The 16,369-nt window shown below is 33.5% G+C and carries 16 protein-coding genes; 10 read left to right on the forward strand and 6 right to left on the reverse strand.

Translation table 11 applies throughout. The features are described from left to right. Positions 1-23: 23 nt before the first annotated feature. Entirely contained in the window at positions 24-749 is a 726-nt protein-coding gene (gene recO / locus FA045_RS05965; RefSeq protein WP_136875503.1) for a DNA repair protein RecO, read from the reverse strand. 1 nt (position 750) lies between these two features. Beyond that, on the reverse strand, positions 751-1,098 hold the full coding sequence (locus FA045_RS05970) for a diacylglycerol kinase family protein (RefSeq protein WP_136875505.1): 348 nt from the start codon (positions 1,096-1,098) through the stop codon (positions 751-753). 162 nt (positions 1,099-1,260) lie between these two features. On the opposite strand from FA045_RS05970, the gene FA045_RS05975 reads away from it, so the two are divergent. Both FA045_RS05975 and FA045_RS05980 read left to right on the forward strand, forming a co-directional pair. After that, the gene (locus tag FA045_RS05975) at positions 1,261-3,615 is read left to right on the forward strand and encodes an efflux RND transporter permease subunit (protein ID WP_225871288.1); all 2,355 of its coding nucleotides are present in this window, start codon (positions 1,261-1,263) and stop codon (positions 3,613-3,615) included. Positions 3,616-3,619: 4 nt separating this feature from the next. Beyond that, positions 3,620-4,150 (forward strand): DUF4269 domain-containing protein, encoded by a 531-nt coding sequence (locus FA045_RS05980; protein WP_136875507.1) that lies wholly within the window; start codon positions 3,620-3,622, stop codon positions 4,148-4,150. On the opposite strand, the gene FA045_RS05985 is transcribed toward FA045_RS05980, so the two are convergent. From FA045_RS05985 to FA045_RS18955, 3 genes are all read right to left on the reverse strand, one after another. Further along, positions 4,136-6,445: an O-antigen ligase family protein gene (locus tag FA045_RS05985; protein ID WP_136875509.1), complete on the reverse strand. Its 2,310-nt coding sequence runs from the start codon at positions 6,443-6,445 to the stop codon at positions 4,136-4,138. The two genes, FA045_RS05980 and FA045_RS05985, sit on opposite strands and share 15 nt — an antisense overlap. A gap of 213 nt (positions 6,446-6,658) precedes the next feature. Continuing rightward, positions 6,659-6,916: an isoleucyl-tRNA synthetase gene (locus FA045_RS05990; RefSeq protein WP_205943105.1), complete on the reverse strand. Its 258-nt coding sequence runs from the start codon at positions 6,914-6,916 to the stop codon at positions 6,659-6,661. Between the two features lie 11 nt (positions 6,917-6,927). Then, complete coding sequence (locus tag FA045_RS18955; protein WP_136875511.1) at positions 6,928-7,113, reverse strand: hypothetical protein; 186 nt, start codon at positions 7,111-7,113, stop codon at positions 6,928-6,930. An 80-nt stretch (positions 7,114-7,193) separates the two neighbouring features. On the opposite strand from FA045_RS18955, the gene ileS reads away from it, so the two are divergent. The 5 genes from ileS to FA045_RS06020 all read left to right on the forward strand — a co-directional run bounded on the left by ileS (position 7,194) and on the right by FA045_RS06020 (position 13,517). Beyond that, positions 7,194-10,655 carry an isoleucine--tRNA ligase gene (ileS, locus tag FA045_RS06000; protein WP_136875513.1) on the forward strand — a complete coding sequence of 1,154 codons (3,462 nt, stop codon included), beginning with the start codon at positions 7,194-7,196 and terminating at the stop codon, positions 10,653-10,655. A 66-nt stretch (positions 10,656-10,721) separates the two neighbouring features. Next, positions 10,722-11,105, forward strand: coding sequence for a TraR/DksA family transcriptional regulator (locus tag FA045_RS06005; protein ID WP_136875515.1), 384 nt, complete (start codon positions 10,722-10,724; stop codon positions 11,103-11,105). Then, positions 11,105-11,707, forward strand: coding sequence for a lipoprotein signal peptidase (locus tag FA045_RS06010; RefSeq protein ID WP_136875518.1), 603 nt, complete (start codon positions 11,105-11,107; stop codon positions 11,705-11,707). The genes FA045_RS06005 and FA045_RS06010 overlap by 1 nt, the downstream gene beginning before the upstream one ends. A gap of 716 nt (positions 11,708-12,423) precedes the next feature. Then, complete coding sequence (locus tag FA045_RS06015) at positions 12,424-13,116, forward strand: SIMPL domain-containing protein (protein ID WP_136875520.1); 693 nt, start codon at positions 12,424-12,426, stop codon at positions 13,114-13,116. An 89-nt stretch (positions 13,117-13,205) separates the two neighbouring features. Next, on the forward strand, positions 13,206-13,517 hold the full coding sequence (locus FA045_RS06020) for a hypothetical protein (protein WP_136875522.1): 312 nt from the start codon (positions 13,206-13,208) through the stop codon (positions 13,515-13,517). Between the two features lie 165 nt (positions 13,518-13,682). Here FA045_RS06020 and serS read toward each other — a convergent pair whose 3' ends face one another. Beyond that, positions 13,683-14,954, reverse strand: coding sequence for a serine--tRNA ligase (gene serS, locus FA045_RS06025; RefSeq protein WP_136875524.1), 1,272 nt, complete (start codon positions 14,952-14,954; stop codon positions 13,683-13,685). 168 nt (positions 14,955-15,122) lie between these two features. Between serS and rsmI the strand changes: the two genes are divergently transcribed. The 3 genes from rsmI (at position 15,123) to FA045_RS19190 (ending at position 16,365) form a co-directional block, all read left to right on the forward strand. Next, the gene (rsmI, locus tag FA045_RS06030; protein ID WP_136875526.1) at positions 15,123-15,842 is read left to right on the forward strand and encodes a 16S rRNA (cytidine(1402)-2'-O)-methyltransferase; all 720 of its coding nucleotides are present in this window, start codon (positions 15,123-15,125) and stop codon (positions 15,840-15,842) included. Between the two features lie 9 nt (positions 15,843-15,851). Then, the gene (locus FA045_RS06035) at positions 15,852-16,154 is read left to right on the forward strand and encodes a nucleotidyltransferase family protein (RefSeq protein WP_136875528.1); all 303 of its coding nucleotides are present in this window, start codon (positions 15,852-15,854) and stop codon (positions 16,152-16,154) included. Positions 16,155-16,239: 85 nt separating this feature from the next. Beyond that, positions 16,240-16,365 carry a HepT-like ribonuclease domain-containing protein gene (locus tag FA045_RS19190; protein WP_225871300.1) on the forward strand — a complete coding sequence of 42 codons (126 nt, stop codon included), beginning with the start codon at positions 16,240-16,242 and terminating at the stop codon, positions 16,363-16,365. Positions 16,366-16,369: the final 4 nt, after the last annotated feature.

Consider the following 16,369-nt stretch of genomic DNA (forward strand, 5'->3'; position numbering starts at 1 on the left):
TGCAAAAAATATTTTCAATTTTTTTAAGAAAGTATCTCTTCTAGTACTTGATGCGACTTAATTTGCCCGAAAGAAGCTGTATGTAAAGTATAGTAAACCAATATCTTATCTAACAAAAATCTACGTAATTTATTATCTAATTTTATTTCAATTATTTTTTCAAAAGGCGAAGAAAAAAGCAATAAAAAATAATTAGCATCAGATTTATCTATAAAATATGGATGAATCGGCATCAATGATTTGAAATCTCCCTCTTGCAAATCGAAGTATTTTTGATCGGCCCTTGTTTGCTGATGGGGAGCAAATCCTAAAAATCGCGATAGCTTAAGTAAAAAAGCCAAATGAAAATTCACATTATTGCCCTCACTCTCATCAAACCAGCTAATCGCATTGTAAATGAAATCAAACAAATTTTCATCTGTATGTTGTTGCCTTATACTTTTATATAAAACCTCATTTAAAAACTGAATAATGGTATTTTTAACTACATCATAAGGTATCGATTTAAAAACAGGAGATGGCCTAGCTTCTGCCACACGCTGAATTTGAGTATTCATTTTATGGTAAACCACCATATCTAACAAATGTAACGGCTGTAAAACATTCATCGGAATTTTGGCTTTCGGTTTTTTCACCCCATTAATAAGGTAAGATTGTATGCCAAACTTGTCTGTAAAAACCTGCACAACTACACTGCTTTCGCTATACAGCGTAGTTTTTAATACGATACCTCTAACTTTATGCAGCATTTTAAATCAACTTCGGAACAAAAATAAACAATCCGATAATTAAAGCCATCAAAGCTCCTATTAAAACCGAGGCTGCAGCTACATCTTTAATTGTTTCAGCCTTCGGATGGTATTCTGGTGATACAAGATCAACTAATATTTCTATCGCAGTATTAACAAGTTCTAAAATGATTACCATTGCGATGGACAAAATAATCCATAGCCATTCATAGGAATTTAAATCAACCAAAAAGCCTAAAATTATGGCTAACAATCCTCCAAAGCAATGAATTTTAAAATTTAACTGAGATCTAAAAGTATAATTTAAGCCCTTAATGGCATAGGCAAAACTGCTGATCAACTTTTTCATGATAGCTAAAATTACTGCAAAATATTCATATCAGCCTTGTAACCCATTTAAAAACAAACAATAAACTAATTTCTCTGTTTAAATATCATAAAAATACAAGCGCAGATTTTGTGATGAGCCATTTTTATAGTTTCTTTACCATTTAATAAAATCGCTAAGAAGATGTGGGTTAAACTCTCTAAAGCAATTCTGCAGAACCGAATTGCACTAATCATATTTTTTGTTGTTGCCACGATTTTTATGGCTTACCATGCCAAAAATCTAAAATTATCTTATTCTGGAGCCAAAATATTACCACTTACAGATTCGGTGTTTGTAAAATATAACGAGTTCAAAAAAACATTCGGAGAAGATGGAAGCGTAATGGTACTTGGTATCCAAAGTCCAGACATTTACAAAAAAGAAAACTTTAATAAATGGGCAACGCTAACCCAAGAAATCCAAAAATTAAATGGCATTAAAGGTGTTTTATCTGTTGGAAAATTATTTGAACTTCAAAAAGACACTTTAAATCAAAAATTTATCGTTAGTCCAATTCCTAACAAATCACCCATTTCTGATACAGAAATGGATTCGTTAAAAAATAAGATACAAAGCATGCCATTTTATAGCGGCTTATTATTTAACAAAGAAAGTAATGCTACTTTAATGGCCATCACTTTCGACTCTAAAATATTAAACTCAGTAAACAGAAATCCGATATTAAAAGAAATTGAAGCCAAAGCAGATGCATTTGCAAAAGATACTGGAATTGAGGTGCATAAATCTGGCTTGCCTTACATTAGAACAGCTACTAGCAAATTGGTATCTAATGAATTTGTGCTGTTTTTAGGTTTATCAATCTTAGTTTCTGCTTTAATTTTACTGATATTCTTTAGAAGTTTTTCTGCCGTTTTCTTCCCAATTTTAGTGGTAATAATGGGTGTAATTTGGAGTATTGGTACTTTGGTATTGTGTGGTTATGAAATTACCATCTTAACAGGATTAATTCCGCCACTTATTGTAATTATCGGCATACCAAACAGTATTTTATTGCTCAATAAATATCACGGTGAGCTTAAAAAGCATGGCGATAAAATGAAAGCTTTGAGTATCACTATAGAAAGAATTGCCGTTACAACTTTAATAGCCAATGTTACAGCGGCCATTGGTTTTGGGGTTTTATACTTTACTGGCAGCGAATTATTAATGCAATTTGGTAGTGTGGCTGCATTAAATGTAATGTTTACTTGGCTAATTTGTCTTTGTTTAATTCCAATTATTTTCAGCTATTTACCAATCCCGAAAGGAAAAGCAAATACAGTTCACGTACCCGATTTTTTAGATCGCATATTAGTAAAAACAGATCTTTTGGTACAAAATAGAAGTGTTCTAATTTATCTCATTACTTTTATTTTAACGGTAATCTCATTGATCGGAATTTATAAAATCAATATTAATGGATACGTGGTAGACGATTTACCGAAAAATTCGCAGATTTTAACCGATCTAAAGTTTTTCGAAAAGAATTTTGAAGGCATTTTACCTTTAGAAATTAGTGTAAATACCAATAGAAAAAATGGTGTTTTAAGTTTATCAACACTTAATAGGATTGATAAAATGGAACGAATGATTGCAGCCTATCCCGAATTTTCTCGTTCTATTTCATTAAATACTGGCTTAAAATATGCTTCCCAAGCATTTTATAATGGAGATTCTGCTTTTTACCGCTTACCTACCGATATAGAAAAGAATTTTATTTTAGCTTATGCGGCAAATTCGGGTAAAGGCAACGGCAATATGCTTACCAATTTTGTAGACAAGGATAAGCAAACTGCTCGTGTAAGTTTTCAAATGGCCGATGTTGGCTCAAAAAGATTAGATCAATTGTTACAAGAATTAAAGCCACGCATCGACTCTATTTTATCACCAAAAAGATTTGATGTACAGTTAACCGGCTCAAGCATTATTTTCTCTAAAGGAACAGATTATTTATTGAAACACTTATTTGAAAGTATAGGCTTAGCCATTGTTTTGATATCCTTACTTCGCCTTGCGCAATTTAAAAGTTTGGGTATTATGTTTGTTTCTTTATTACCAAATATAGTTCCTTTGGTTATTACAGCAGGGCTGATGGGATTTTTCAATATCGCGTTAAAACCTTCTACAATATTGATTTTCACCATCGCATTTGGCTTAGCTTCAGATCAAACGATTTATTTCTTAACTAGATACCAACAAGAATTAACACTAACCAATTATTCTGTAACTAAAGTTGTTTCTGACACCATCAGAGAAACTGGTGTAAGTATGACGCATATTGCACTAATCTTATTCTTCGGTTTCGGAATTTTTACTGCATCAACCTTTGGTGGAACCGTTGTATTGGGCTTACTACTTTCAATTACCTTATTTGTGGCATTGGTATTTAACTTAACACTATTACCAGCATTAATGCTTTGGCTTGATAAAAAGAAAACGCGTAAATTAATTCCCGCAGCCGAAGTTGCAAAAAATATAGATAAAATAGACCATTAATCTGATGATTGATTTTCTAAAAATCGATTATTTGAAAGATGGAAATGAGCGGCAAAAAGCTGCCTTTGAAGTTTTAACCAAACATCTCGTTTTTGAAAAACTTAAAAATTTCAACCCAATATTAACAGGTACAATTCCAATTAACATTGATATACCTGAAAGTGATTTAGATATCATTTGTTTTTATCCTAACAAAGTTGATTTTATTGATCGAATTGTGAAAAATTTCGGGCAAGAAAAAAATTTCCAGCTAAAAAAGACAATCATACACGATAATGAGACTGTTATTGCAAATTTTTGGATTGATGAATTTGAAATTGAAATATTTGGGCAAAACATTCCAACAACAGCGCAAAATGCCTACAAACACATGATAATAGAACAACAGATTCTAACCAAAATGGGAGAAGAGTTTCGTTTGAAAATTATCAAACTTAAGAACGATGGCTATAAAACAGAGCCTGCTTTTGCAATGTTATTGGGTTTGTCAGGCAATCCATTTAACGCTTTACTTCAATTGTCATTTGCAATTTAGTGCTAACTGTGTTGGCGCATCTGGGTATCCGCCCGCTTCCTTAAAATATTTACATCCATTATTCTTATCTCCAATCGAAATATAACACATCCCTATAAAAAACTGTGTTTTACCATCGCTCAATCCTGGTAAGGCTAAAGCATTTTTAAAATATGGAAGCGCAACATTTGGTTTTCCTAAATTGTAATAGTAAAAGCCAATATTTTGCATTACATAAATATTCGTTGGGTCTATCTTTAATGCTTTTTGATAGGTTTTTAATGCCTGATCGAACTTGCCAGCAGCAAATAGATTTTGGCCTTTTTCTATTAGATCAGTAATAGCCATATCATTTATTTTTTTGGCAACTACGCTATCCTTCGGAAAATCTTTTAGTCCTTTTGCAATAAATTTATTGAAATTACCTACACTTAAACCAGCCATTTGCAACGAATTTGCGGTTTTTTGCCAAATACCTGCAGATTTAATATGACTAGAAATTTCATCATACATATTAAATATTTCTACCATATCTTTCTTTCCCGCGGCCACACCAATCGCATGTTCGTAAAAAGTATCATTAACTGGTCGGTTATAAAATGCTCTTTTAATATAAACATAAGCACTATCTGCTTCACCAATCTCTTTAGCAATTAAAAATTTATAAAAATCTGGTCTTCCAGTATGTGGATTGATCTTATTGGCACTATCTAAGAAGTTAATGGCCTTGTCATATTTTTTCTCTCTAAAATAATAGATGCCTGCAAACTCTACAAACGATTCTGAAGTTTGAAACACGTTTGGAAACTTTGGATTTCTATTAACAACATCATCACCTTTTAAGAAACCAGAACTTGCGAAGTTGATATTATCTGTTTGTATTAAATATTCCAGATTTGATGTTTTATAAGAATGATAAGTAAAATATAAAGGAATGATTGCCAACAGAATTAAACTTAAAAACTGTTTTTTATTCAACTGAGCGGATACTTTTTCTTTAACAACATTAATAAGCGTAAATGCAATTATAAAAGATAAACATACTTGCATTGTCGGTCTGTAAAAAGGAAAATTGAATAAAGCATCCAACCCATACACAACAAGCAACAACAAAGTAAGTAAAGCTATACTTCTAATCTCCCTATCTGGTGTTTTAATAAGCCTTTTTACATTGATAAATAGTAGGGCTACAAAAATAGAAAAGTACAAAACCCCATTTAAAACACCTGTTTCGGCAGTTAATTCTAAAAAATCATTGTGGGCATGTAATGATATGCTTGAGTTCGTTCTCAATTCATAAGGAATTGATTCGACCCTGTAATTACCTAAGCCAATGCCTAAAAAAGGGCTCTTTTTTGTTAGCGCTATCGCATTTTTATAATAATGTAAACGGGCATTTATAGAGCCGTCTTCAGCATTAATTTGTTTTAACCTTGCAGTTGTAGAAGCATATCTCCCTTCTGATTTTGACTGCTTAAATATGATATTAACAACGGTAAATGAAACAAAAATAGGGATAACTATATATAAAGTTTGCAAAAATATTTGCTGCTTTAAGCCACCAGTTTTAATATAATAAACTAAAAAGCCACTAGTTATAATAATTAATGATAATAACGAAGCTCTTGCACTTATTAAAAATATGATAGTTGTAGCTATTAGCAATGCAGCAGTTAAAAACCATTTTTTCCACTTATTGTAATTAATAACACCTATAAATATAAAAGGAATTTTAAACACTAAACTTGCCGCAAGGATGTTGATATTGCCCGTGTTGCCTTTTAAAAAATTGGAGTTTAAGGCGTCAGAAACTGATTTACTTCTAGCTATAATTTCGAAATTATAAAGTGCAATTCCGGCCTGAAAAAATGCACTTACACCAACAAAAAAAGCAACCTTATAAATTAAATGCATCCGATTATAAAGCAGAATAGCAAAATTAAGAAACATGGTAAAGCCAACTAAAATTTCAGCTATGCTTAAAACCCCGAGAGATAGATTTTTTGCAGTTATAATTGATATGCCACAGAGTATAATAAATGCTAAATACATTTTAAAAACATAACTCTTTTTAAAAATAGCTAAGAGCGAAGTTTCATGCAAAACTGGATTATTATAAATGTATATTCCAGTTAATATGTTTAAAATAGTTAAATAAAAAAACTGAGGAGCTATGATCTCATAGGTTTTAAAATAGGGTAAAAAATCGATGAGCAAAAAGGCAGCAACAAAAAACAGAACCATAAAATCTTCGTATGAAGACTTTGCAGTTTTAGGACTAAGAATTGGAGTAGCTTTAACTTTTGTTTTTTTCATTTTGTGTTTTAAAAACTCTTAAAATTTAAGTAGAGATTTTTTATAAAAATAATGAAAAATTTATATCCAAATAGTGTTTAAAAGCATTAAAGCTCAATAACTTGAAGATTATTTAGAAATATTAACTGACAAGAAAATTGTTTAAATAAATAGAAATATTTAAGCGTAAAAATCTACGATTAAAAATATTTCGCATAGAGGTAATACCTAGTTTTAAATGTCAGTTGGCTCTTTAGAAATTGGTTTTAATTCAACCTCTTCCTCACCGTTGCTTGCATTTTCAACTTTTTTAGCAAACAAAATAGGATATAAAAAAAGTAGAGCGCCGATAATCAATAATAAGCCTGATAAACCTAACACATAACTACTTCCAGTAACATGTTTATCACTCATTATTTGTGCAATAATTAATGAAACTATACCAAAACCTATTGCAATAATGGCTTTTCGCAATTTTAGTGTTTTTATCATGGCTATGAGTTTTAAGATTTTCTTCTTTTAAGGATACTCCATATAACAAATACCAACCCAATAAGTTCAAGGCACATCGTAAATATCAATAAAGCTATGGTAGCTACCTCACTAACACTTTTTAGTAAAACTGCAATCGGCATTAATACCACCGCAGCTACCATAAAAACAAGTCCAATTTTAAGCTTTTTGTCCATAAAACAATTTACCTCAAAACTACCAAAATTCATTCTAAAACCTTAACTTTGCATCCTTAATTTTTGAAGATACTTGATTGATGTATAGGGAATTTAAAACTTTAGAGCTAGCTAAAATAGGAGAAGAAATACTTAAGTTTTGGAAAGACGAAATGATATTTGAAAAAAGTATCAGCACTCGTTCAAAAGCCAAACCTTTTACCTTTTACGAAGGACCACCTTCTGCCAATGGGATGCCTGGTATTCACCACGTAATGGCTCGTGCTATTAAAGATATTTTTTGCCGTTACAAAACACTAAAAGGTTATCAGGTTAAACGCAAAGGCGGATGGGATACGCATGGTTTACCCATCGAACTTGCTGTAGAAAAAAAATTAGGCATTACTAAAGACGATATCGGCAAGAAAATTTCTGTTGAAGAATATAACGCTGCTTGTAAAGAAGAAGTAATGCGCTATACCGATGTATGGAACGACCTAACCGAAAAAATGGGCTATTGGGTTGATTTAGAAAAACCTTATGTCACTTACCATAACGAATACATCGAAACCCTTTGGTGGATCTTAAAATCATTCTACGAAAAAGGTTTATTATACAAAGGCTATACTGTACAACCTTACTCGCCTGCTGCAGGAACCGGTTTAAGTTCTCACGAATTAAACCAACCTGGAACTTACCGCGATGTAAGCGATACAACTATAGTTGCGCAGTTTAAAGTCCTCACCCCAGCCCTCTCCAAAGGAGAGGGAGCTAACACACTGGCTAAGGCTTTTTGCTACTCCCCTCCTTCGGAGGGGTCGGGGGAGGATTATTTCCTTGCCTGGACAACCACTCCTTGGACTTTGCCAAGTAATACAGCTTTAACAGTTGGACCAAAAATAGATTACGTTTTAGTTAAAACTTTTAATCAATATACTTTTGAGCCAATACAAGTTGTTTTAGCAAAAGCTTTGGTAGGCAAACAATTTGCTGGTAAATATTTTTTAGCAGAGGCTGATGAAGATTTTAACAACTTCAAAGCTGAAGACAACCTGCCTGCCGGCAAGGCAGGGAAAATCCCTTACCAAATATTAGCCGAATGTAAAGGCGAAGCTTTAGTCGGTATCAAATACGAACAATTATTGCCGTATGCACTTCCTTACCAAAATGCAGAAAACGCTTTTAGGGTAATTGCAGGCGATTTTGTAACTACAGAAGATGGAACTGGTATTGTACATACTGCTCCTACGTTTGGTGCAGATGATGCTCGTGTTGCTAAATTGGCAACGCCAGAAATTCCGCCAATGTTGGTGTTAGACGATAAAGGCAATGCTGTACCGTTGGTAGATTTACAAGGGAAATTCATTACCTCTTTAGGTGGTGGTTATGGCGGAAAATACGTTAAAAACGAATATTATAAAGATGGCGAAGCACCAGAGAAATCTGTAGATGTTGAGTTAGCCATTCAATTAAAAGAAGAAAATAAAGCCTTTAAGGTAGAAAAATACGTTCACACTTATCCGCATTGCTGGCGCACAGATAAGCCAGTTTTATATTATCCGTTAGATAGTTGGTTTATCAAAACAACAGCCGTTAAGGAGAAAATGGTGGAGCTGAACAAAACCATTAACTGGAAACCTGAAGCTACCGGAACTGGTCGTTTTGGCAACTGGTTAGAGAATTTGGTTGACTGGAATTTATCTCGTTCTCGTTATTGGGGCACGCCTTTACCAATTTGGCGCACAGCGGATGGTTTGGAAGAAAAATGCATTGGTTCTATAGCAGAGCTTAATGCCGAAATCCAAAAATCTATTGCAACTGGTTTTATGCCAGCTGGTTTTGAGTTAAAAGATATGCATCGTCCTTATGTTGATGATGTAATTTTAACATCAGCCAAAGGCGAAAAAATGACTCGAGAATTAGACCTTATTGATGTTTGGTTTGATAGCGGTGCCATGCCTTATGCACAATGGCACTTCCCTTTTGAAAACAAGGAAGAATTTGAAAACGCTTATCCGGCAGATTTTATAGCAGAAGGTGTTGACCAAACTCGTGGCTGGTTCTTTACTTTACACGCTATCGCCGTAATGTTAAGCGAAAGTAGCGATGAAATTAAAGCCATCAACAAACACGTAAATAATTTAGGTGTTGCTTATAAAAATGTGGTTTCTAACGGATTAGTGTTAGATAAAAACGGCAATAAAATGTCTAAACGTTTAGGCAATGCCGTTGACCCATTTAGCACAATTGATACTTACAGTGCCGATGCTACGCGTTGGTACATGATTTCAAATGCATCTCCTTGGGACAATTTGAAATTTAGCTTGGATGGATTGGATGAAGTTCGTCGTAAATTCTTCGGAACCCTTTACAACATCTATTCGTTCTTCGCATTATATGCCAATATAGATAAGTTTGAAATCGATTTAGAAAATCAAACGCCAATTGCGCAACGTAGCGAGTTAGACCGTTGGATTTTATCTTTATTGCAAACATTAGTTAAAGAAGTTGATGAAAGTTACGAAGCTTATGAGCCTACTAAAGCGGCAAGAGCTATCCAAACTTTTGTTGATGAACATTTAAGCAACTGGTACATCCGTTTATCTCGTCGCCGTTTTTGGAAAGGCGAAATGACCGCTGATAAAAAAGCTGCTTATGAAACTTTGTTTACTTGTTTAATGAGTGTTTCACAGATGATGAGCCCAGTTGCGCCATTTTTTGCAGATTGGTTGTACATTAGGCTAACAGAGGCAAACCCAACCGTACATACTGCAAAATCTGTTCATTTAACCATTTGGAATGAAGTTGATGAAACTTTAATCGATTTTGATTTAAACGAACGCATGGAATTGGCGCAAAACATTTCTTCGATGGTGTTATCATTACGGAAGAAAATGGGCATCAATGTTCGTCAGCCTTTAGCAAAAGTTTTAATTCCTGTTTTAGATGGTAATTTCCAAGTAAAAGTAGACTTGGTTAAAGATTTAATTTTATCCGAAACCAATATCAAAGCAATTGATTTTATTACAGATACGGCTGGATTAATCAAAAAGAAAATCAAACCAAATTTTAAAGCTTTAGGTGCTAAAGTTGGTAAAGATATGAAGTTGGTAACCGAAGCAATTGGTAAAATTACACAAGAAGAGTTAACGCAGTTTGAAAAAGAAGGCTCATTCGCAATACGCGATACGCCTTACGCTATACTTTTAAATGATGTAGAAATCATAGCAGAAGATATACCAGGCTGGCAAGTAACCAACATGGGTAGTTTAACTGTTGCCTTAGATGTTACCATTACCCCAGAGCTAAAACAAGAAGGTTTATCTCGTGAGTTAATTAACAGAATACAAAATTTACGTAAAGAATTAAACTTTGAAGTAACCGATCGCATCACAGTAACTTTACAACAAGATAACTTGGTATCTCCAGCGGTGTTAAAAAACAAAGCTTACATTTGCGCAGAAATTTTAGCAGATGATATCATTTTAGCTGAAAATATAAATAATGCAAACCAAATCGTAATAGAAGATGTTGAATTACAAATTCTGATTACCAAAAAATAAATTACTGGAGTTATCATAAAACATCATAATAACTCCATTACCACTAAATATAAACTATTCAATTAAATGGAAAAAAACGAGAAAACCCGCTATTCTGATAGCGAATTACAAGAGTTTAAAGAGCTGATCCAAGGAAAACTTAAAAGTTCACGTGAAGAGTTTTTATCATTAACATCATCATTAAGTAGCCCTAATTCTCATGGAACCGAAGATACTTCTGGTGCCTATAAAACATTAGAAGATGGTTCTGCAACATTAGAAAAAGAACAAATTAATCAACTTGCTGCTCGCCAGAAAAAGTTTATCGATAATTTAGAAGCTGCTTTGGTACGTATCGAAAATAAAACTTATGGTATTTGCAGAGAAACTGGTAAATTAATTCAAAAAGAACGCTTACGTGCCGTACCTCATGCCACGTTAAGTATGGAAGCAAAATTGAAACAAGGTTAATGAAAGGCTATACTAAACCCTTAATTCTTATCTTTTTAGTGCTAATTGCCGATCAGGTTTCTAAAACCTGGATCAAAACAAATATGTACTTGGGGCAGGAGTTTAAAATTTTAGGCGATTGGTTTATCATCCATTTTACAGAAAATAATGGGATGGCTTTCGGCTTAGAGTTTGGCGGCGAATTCGGCAAACTTGCTCTATCTCTTTTTAGAGTTGTTGCTGTTGCTGGCATTGGTTATGGCCTGCACCATTTAATTAAACACAAATACCACAGAGGCTTAATTTTAAATGTTGCCTTAATTTTTTCTGGCGCATTAGGTAACATTATCGACTCTGTTTTTTACGGCGTTATCTATAAATACGAAAGTTTGTTTCATGGCCGAGTGGTAGATATGCTTTATTTCCCAATCATAAAAGGTAATTTCCCATCTTGGTTTCCTATATGGTCAAACGAGCCATTCGAGTTTTTTAGACCAGTTTTTAACTTAGCAGATGCAGCCATTTCTATTGGCGTAATTACTATTTTAATTTTTCAAAAAACTTATTTCAAAGAAGAAATTAAAGATGAAGTTGGCATTAACAACGAAACTGTAGAAGACTAAGGGATTTTAGATTTACGAAGTACGATTTTAGTTTTACAAACCTCACCGCTAATGTTGTGAGGTTTTTTTATGTATAACAGATAACTTTTATCAAACATATCGGCTCGTGTCCTCACCTGCCTAAACCTTTCATTCTAAATAATTTTTATCTTTTTGAAGCGCAATTGTATTGCTACGCTTAAAGCTTAGTCCCGCCTTTTGTTACAATCTTTTACCCCAACCCACAAAGCCCTTAAAGTAAAAGTATTTTCACGCCAGTCGGGGCTAATTAACTTAGGCATGTGCTCGTAAAACCCCTCAAAGTAGCAAAGGCAAAACTTAATAAGCCCTGCCTATCGGCAGGCAGGATGATGGAAGTGAACACACAATGTAATTAAGTTAAGGATAAAATAAAAAATAATTGTCATCCTGAGCGCCTGCCCGCGGTAGACAGGTAGTCGAAGGGCAAATTATTTTTTGTTTTTGACCATTGAAAAGTCTTCGACTACGCTCAGACTGACAGCGTTTATACTCGGTAGCCCTTGCGGCTACCCCGAAATAAAACGAACAGCAGGGCTAACTTTAACCATTAGACCAACTTCGTCTTTCAAAAAAAACATTTTAAGCTCTTCATAATCTGCTGGTTATTTAGTTTATATTTAATTTAATAAATAACGCTATGGAATTGGTACGGTTTTTACATCTAATTGGTATAACACACAAATAAATTTAGCAAAATGAAAAAATTAATAGCATTAGCCTTATTTGGCTTATTTAGCGCAAGTGCAATGGCACAACAAGTAGATTTAAGAAAGAAAATTCATGTTAGCGGTACTGCAGAAACAGAAGTTACACCAGACATTATTTACATCGGTATTTCATTAAAAGAATACTTTAAAGATAATAATAGCAAAAAGAAGGTTGAGATTACAGAATTAGAAAATCAGCTTATTGCGGCAGTTTTAAAGGCTGGCATTGCAAAAGAAGATTTAATGATTAACAATGTGTCTAGCTATAATTATGCTACAGAGAAAAAGAAAAATCCTGATTTTTTAGCGAGTAAACAATATCGTTTAAAAGTAGCCGATTTAAACAAATTTAACCAAATAATGGAAAGCATTGATGCGAAAGGAGTTGCTTTTACAAACATCGAGAGTTACGATTACAGCAAAATGGATGCGCTTAAAAAAGATTTAAAAATTAAGGCGTTAATGGCTGCAAAAGAAAAAGCAACCTACATGGTTACAGCTTTAGGAGAAAAATTAGGTGGAGTAATTGAAATACAAGATGGTGGAGACAATGCTATACAACCTGTATACAGAAACTACATGATGAAAGCTGAAATGGCTGATGCTGCACCGGCACAAGAAATAGATTTTAAAAAAATAAAGCTCAATTTTACTGTAAACGTTGTTTTTCAGATTAATTAAAATTTTTAACTTAGTTTTAAAACCTACCAAACTTTATTGGTAGGTTTTTTGTTTATATAGCATTATTAATAAACTTAATTAAAAACAACATGAAAAAATTTATTTACTCTTTAGTGCTAATGTTTACGTTTGCAATTAGTACAAACACAGTTATGGCTGCAGGCAAAGTTGAGCCTAAAACTGAATTAACAGCTGAGCAAAGAGCTCAATTTGACAAATTGGTAAACAGAGTTGAAGAAATCCGTAAGATGGATAAATCTAACTTAACTAGAGTAGAGAAAAAAGCTTTACGTAAAGAGTTACGAGAAATGAAAGATAAAGCTCGTGCATTAAGCGGTGGTGTTTATCTTTCTGTAGGTGCAATTATTATCGTGATCTTGTTATTGATTTTGATCTTGTAATAAAACAATCATCCCATCATATAGAAAAGGCTCCCGATGCAAATTGGGAGCCTTTTCGTTTTTGTATGTTTTCGTCATACCCAACTTGATTGGGTATCGTAATGCAAAACGCATTGATTGTTATCGCTTTACGATTCCCGCTTTTGCGGGAATGAAGACTCGGAACTAATCTATCACATCAAACCCTGTATATTTTCTCAACACTTCTGGTATTACAATTCCATTTTCGGTTTGGTAGTTTTCTAAAATTGAAGCAACAATACGAGGCAATGCCAAAGCACTTCCGTTTAAAGTATGTGCCAATTGTGTTTTGCCTTCCTTACCTTTAAAACGTAATTTTAAGCGGTTACTTTGGTAAGTTTCGAAGTTAGAAACTGAAGAAACCTCTAACCAACGCTGTTGTGCTGCGCTCCAAACTTCCATATCGTATGTCATTGCTGCGGTAAAACCCATATCGCCACCGCATAAACGTAAAACACGATAATGTAAACCCAACGCTTGCAATAAAGATTGCACATAAGCACTCATATCTTCTAAAATTTGATATGATTGATCTGGATGAGCAATTTGTACCACTTCTACTTTATCAAATTGGTGTAAACGATTTAAACCACGTACATGTGCCCCATAAGAACCTGCTTCTCTACGGAAACAAGGTGTATATGCCGTATTTTTAATTGGTAAATCTTCTTCTTTTAAAATAACATCACGGTACAAATTGGTTACCGGAACTTCTGCTGTTGGAATTAAATATAAATCATCAACAGTAGAATGGTACATTTGTCCTTCTTTATCTGGCAACTGCCCCGTACCAAAGCCAGATGCTGCATTTACCAAATGTGGCACTTGCATTTCTTTATAACCGGCAGCAGTAGCATGATCTAAAAAGAAATTGATTAAAGCACGTTGTAACCTTGCTCCTTTTCCTTTATAAACTGGGAAACCAGCACCTGTAATTTTAACCCCTAATTCAAAATCGATAATATCGTATTTTGCCGCCAATTCCCAATGAGGTAAAGCATTTGTTGGCAAAGCCGATGGTTCGCCATGTGTTAAAACAATTTCATTATCATCAGCTGTGCTACCCGTTTTTACCAAGTGGTAAGGTAAGTTTGGTAACTGCACAATTAATTGATATTGTTGTTCTTCCAATTCAGTTAACTGATCTCCTAATTTTTTGATGCTTTCTTTATGAGCCGATGTTTGCGTTTTGATGGCCTCTGCTTCATCTTTTTTGCCATTGCGCATCAATTCGCCAATTTGCTTTGCTGCAGCATTAGCTTCTGCCGAAAGGTTATCTAACGAAGTTTGAGTTTGGCGACGATCTTCATCAATGGAAATGATTTGATCTACCAATTCGGGTTGTTTAAAATTACGCACAGCTAGGCGCTCTAAAACTTTCTCTCTATTTTCGCGGATATAGTTAACTTGCAGCATTATTTAATTTTTTTACAAAGATAAGATTGAATTACGAATTACGACTTACGATTTTAGATTTTTAATCGTACTATAATAAATCGTCAATCGATATCGTAAATCAGCTAAAGAAATTGGTTTATAAGTGTGCAAGAAATCGTAATTCGTAAATCCAAAATCGTAAATCAAATGAATGGAAAACTATATCTCGTACCTACGCCAATTGGTAATTTAGAGGACATGACCTTTAGGGCAATCCGCATTTTAAAAGAAGCGGATGTAATTTTGGCTGAAGATACTCGCACAAGCGCCCCAATGCTTAAACATTTTGGGATTGACAAAAAAGCATATTCACATCATCAACACAATGAGCATAAGGCAACTACAGAAATTATCAAATTTTTAAAAGAGGGTAAAAATGTGGCTTTAGTTTCTGATGCTGGTACACCAGCCATATCAGATCCAGGATTTTTCTTAGTTCGTGAAGCTTTAAAAAATAATATTGAGGTAAATTGCTTGCCTGGTGCCACTGCCTTTGTACCTGCTTTAGTTAATTCTGGTTTACCAAGCGATCAATTTGTTTTTGAGGGATTTCTTCCTGTTAAGAAAGGCCGACAAACCCGCCTAAAATTATTAGCTGACGAAGAAAGAACGATGATTTTTTATGAAAGTCCGCATAGGTTATTAAAGACCTTGGAAGAATTTGCGGAATTTTTAGGAGAAGATAGGCAAGCATCTGTTAGTAGGGAATTGACTAAAATTTATGAAGAAACTGTTCGTGGCACAGTATTAGAAATAAAATCACATTTCGAAAACAATATATTAAAAGGAGAAATCGTAATTTGTGTTGCCGGAAAAGAAGTGAGTAAAGAAAAAGTGAAAAAGAATAAGTTTGCGGACATTGATTAATTAAAAAAAATGGAGAATTTAATATCAGATCATCTAAAAGAAATAAAAGGCTTATTTAAAAAATACGATGTTAAAGAAGCTTACTTATTCGGAAGTGCTGCTAAAAATAATTTAACGGAAGATAGTGATATTGATTTCTTAATCAACTTTTCTGACCACAAAGACTTTGAAAAATACGGGAACAACTATTTCGATTTATTGTATGCATTACAAGATTTATTAAAAAGAGATGTGGATTTAGTTGCAGAAGAAACTTTGAGTAATCCTTATTTAATTGAAAGTATAAATCAAAGTAAAATTCAGCTTTTATGAGTTCTTTAGAAGAAAAGAAATTGCTTACAGATATTAAAATTTCCATTCTATTAATCCAGAAATCGTAATCTCCTATTCACGCCAAATTGTTGATTTAAGAAATAAAATAATCCATTCATACGACAACGTTAATGATATTGTTATTTGGAAAATAATTATAAAAGATATACCTGTATTACAAAAAGAGATTAACAATTACCTAGAAAATTAAAAAA

It is taken from the genome of Pedobacter cryotolerans, assembly GCF_005116475.1.
Classification (GTDB): Bacteria; Bacteroidota; Bacteroidia; order Sphingobacteriales; family Sphingobacteriaceae; genus Pedobacter; species Pedobacter cryotolerans.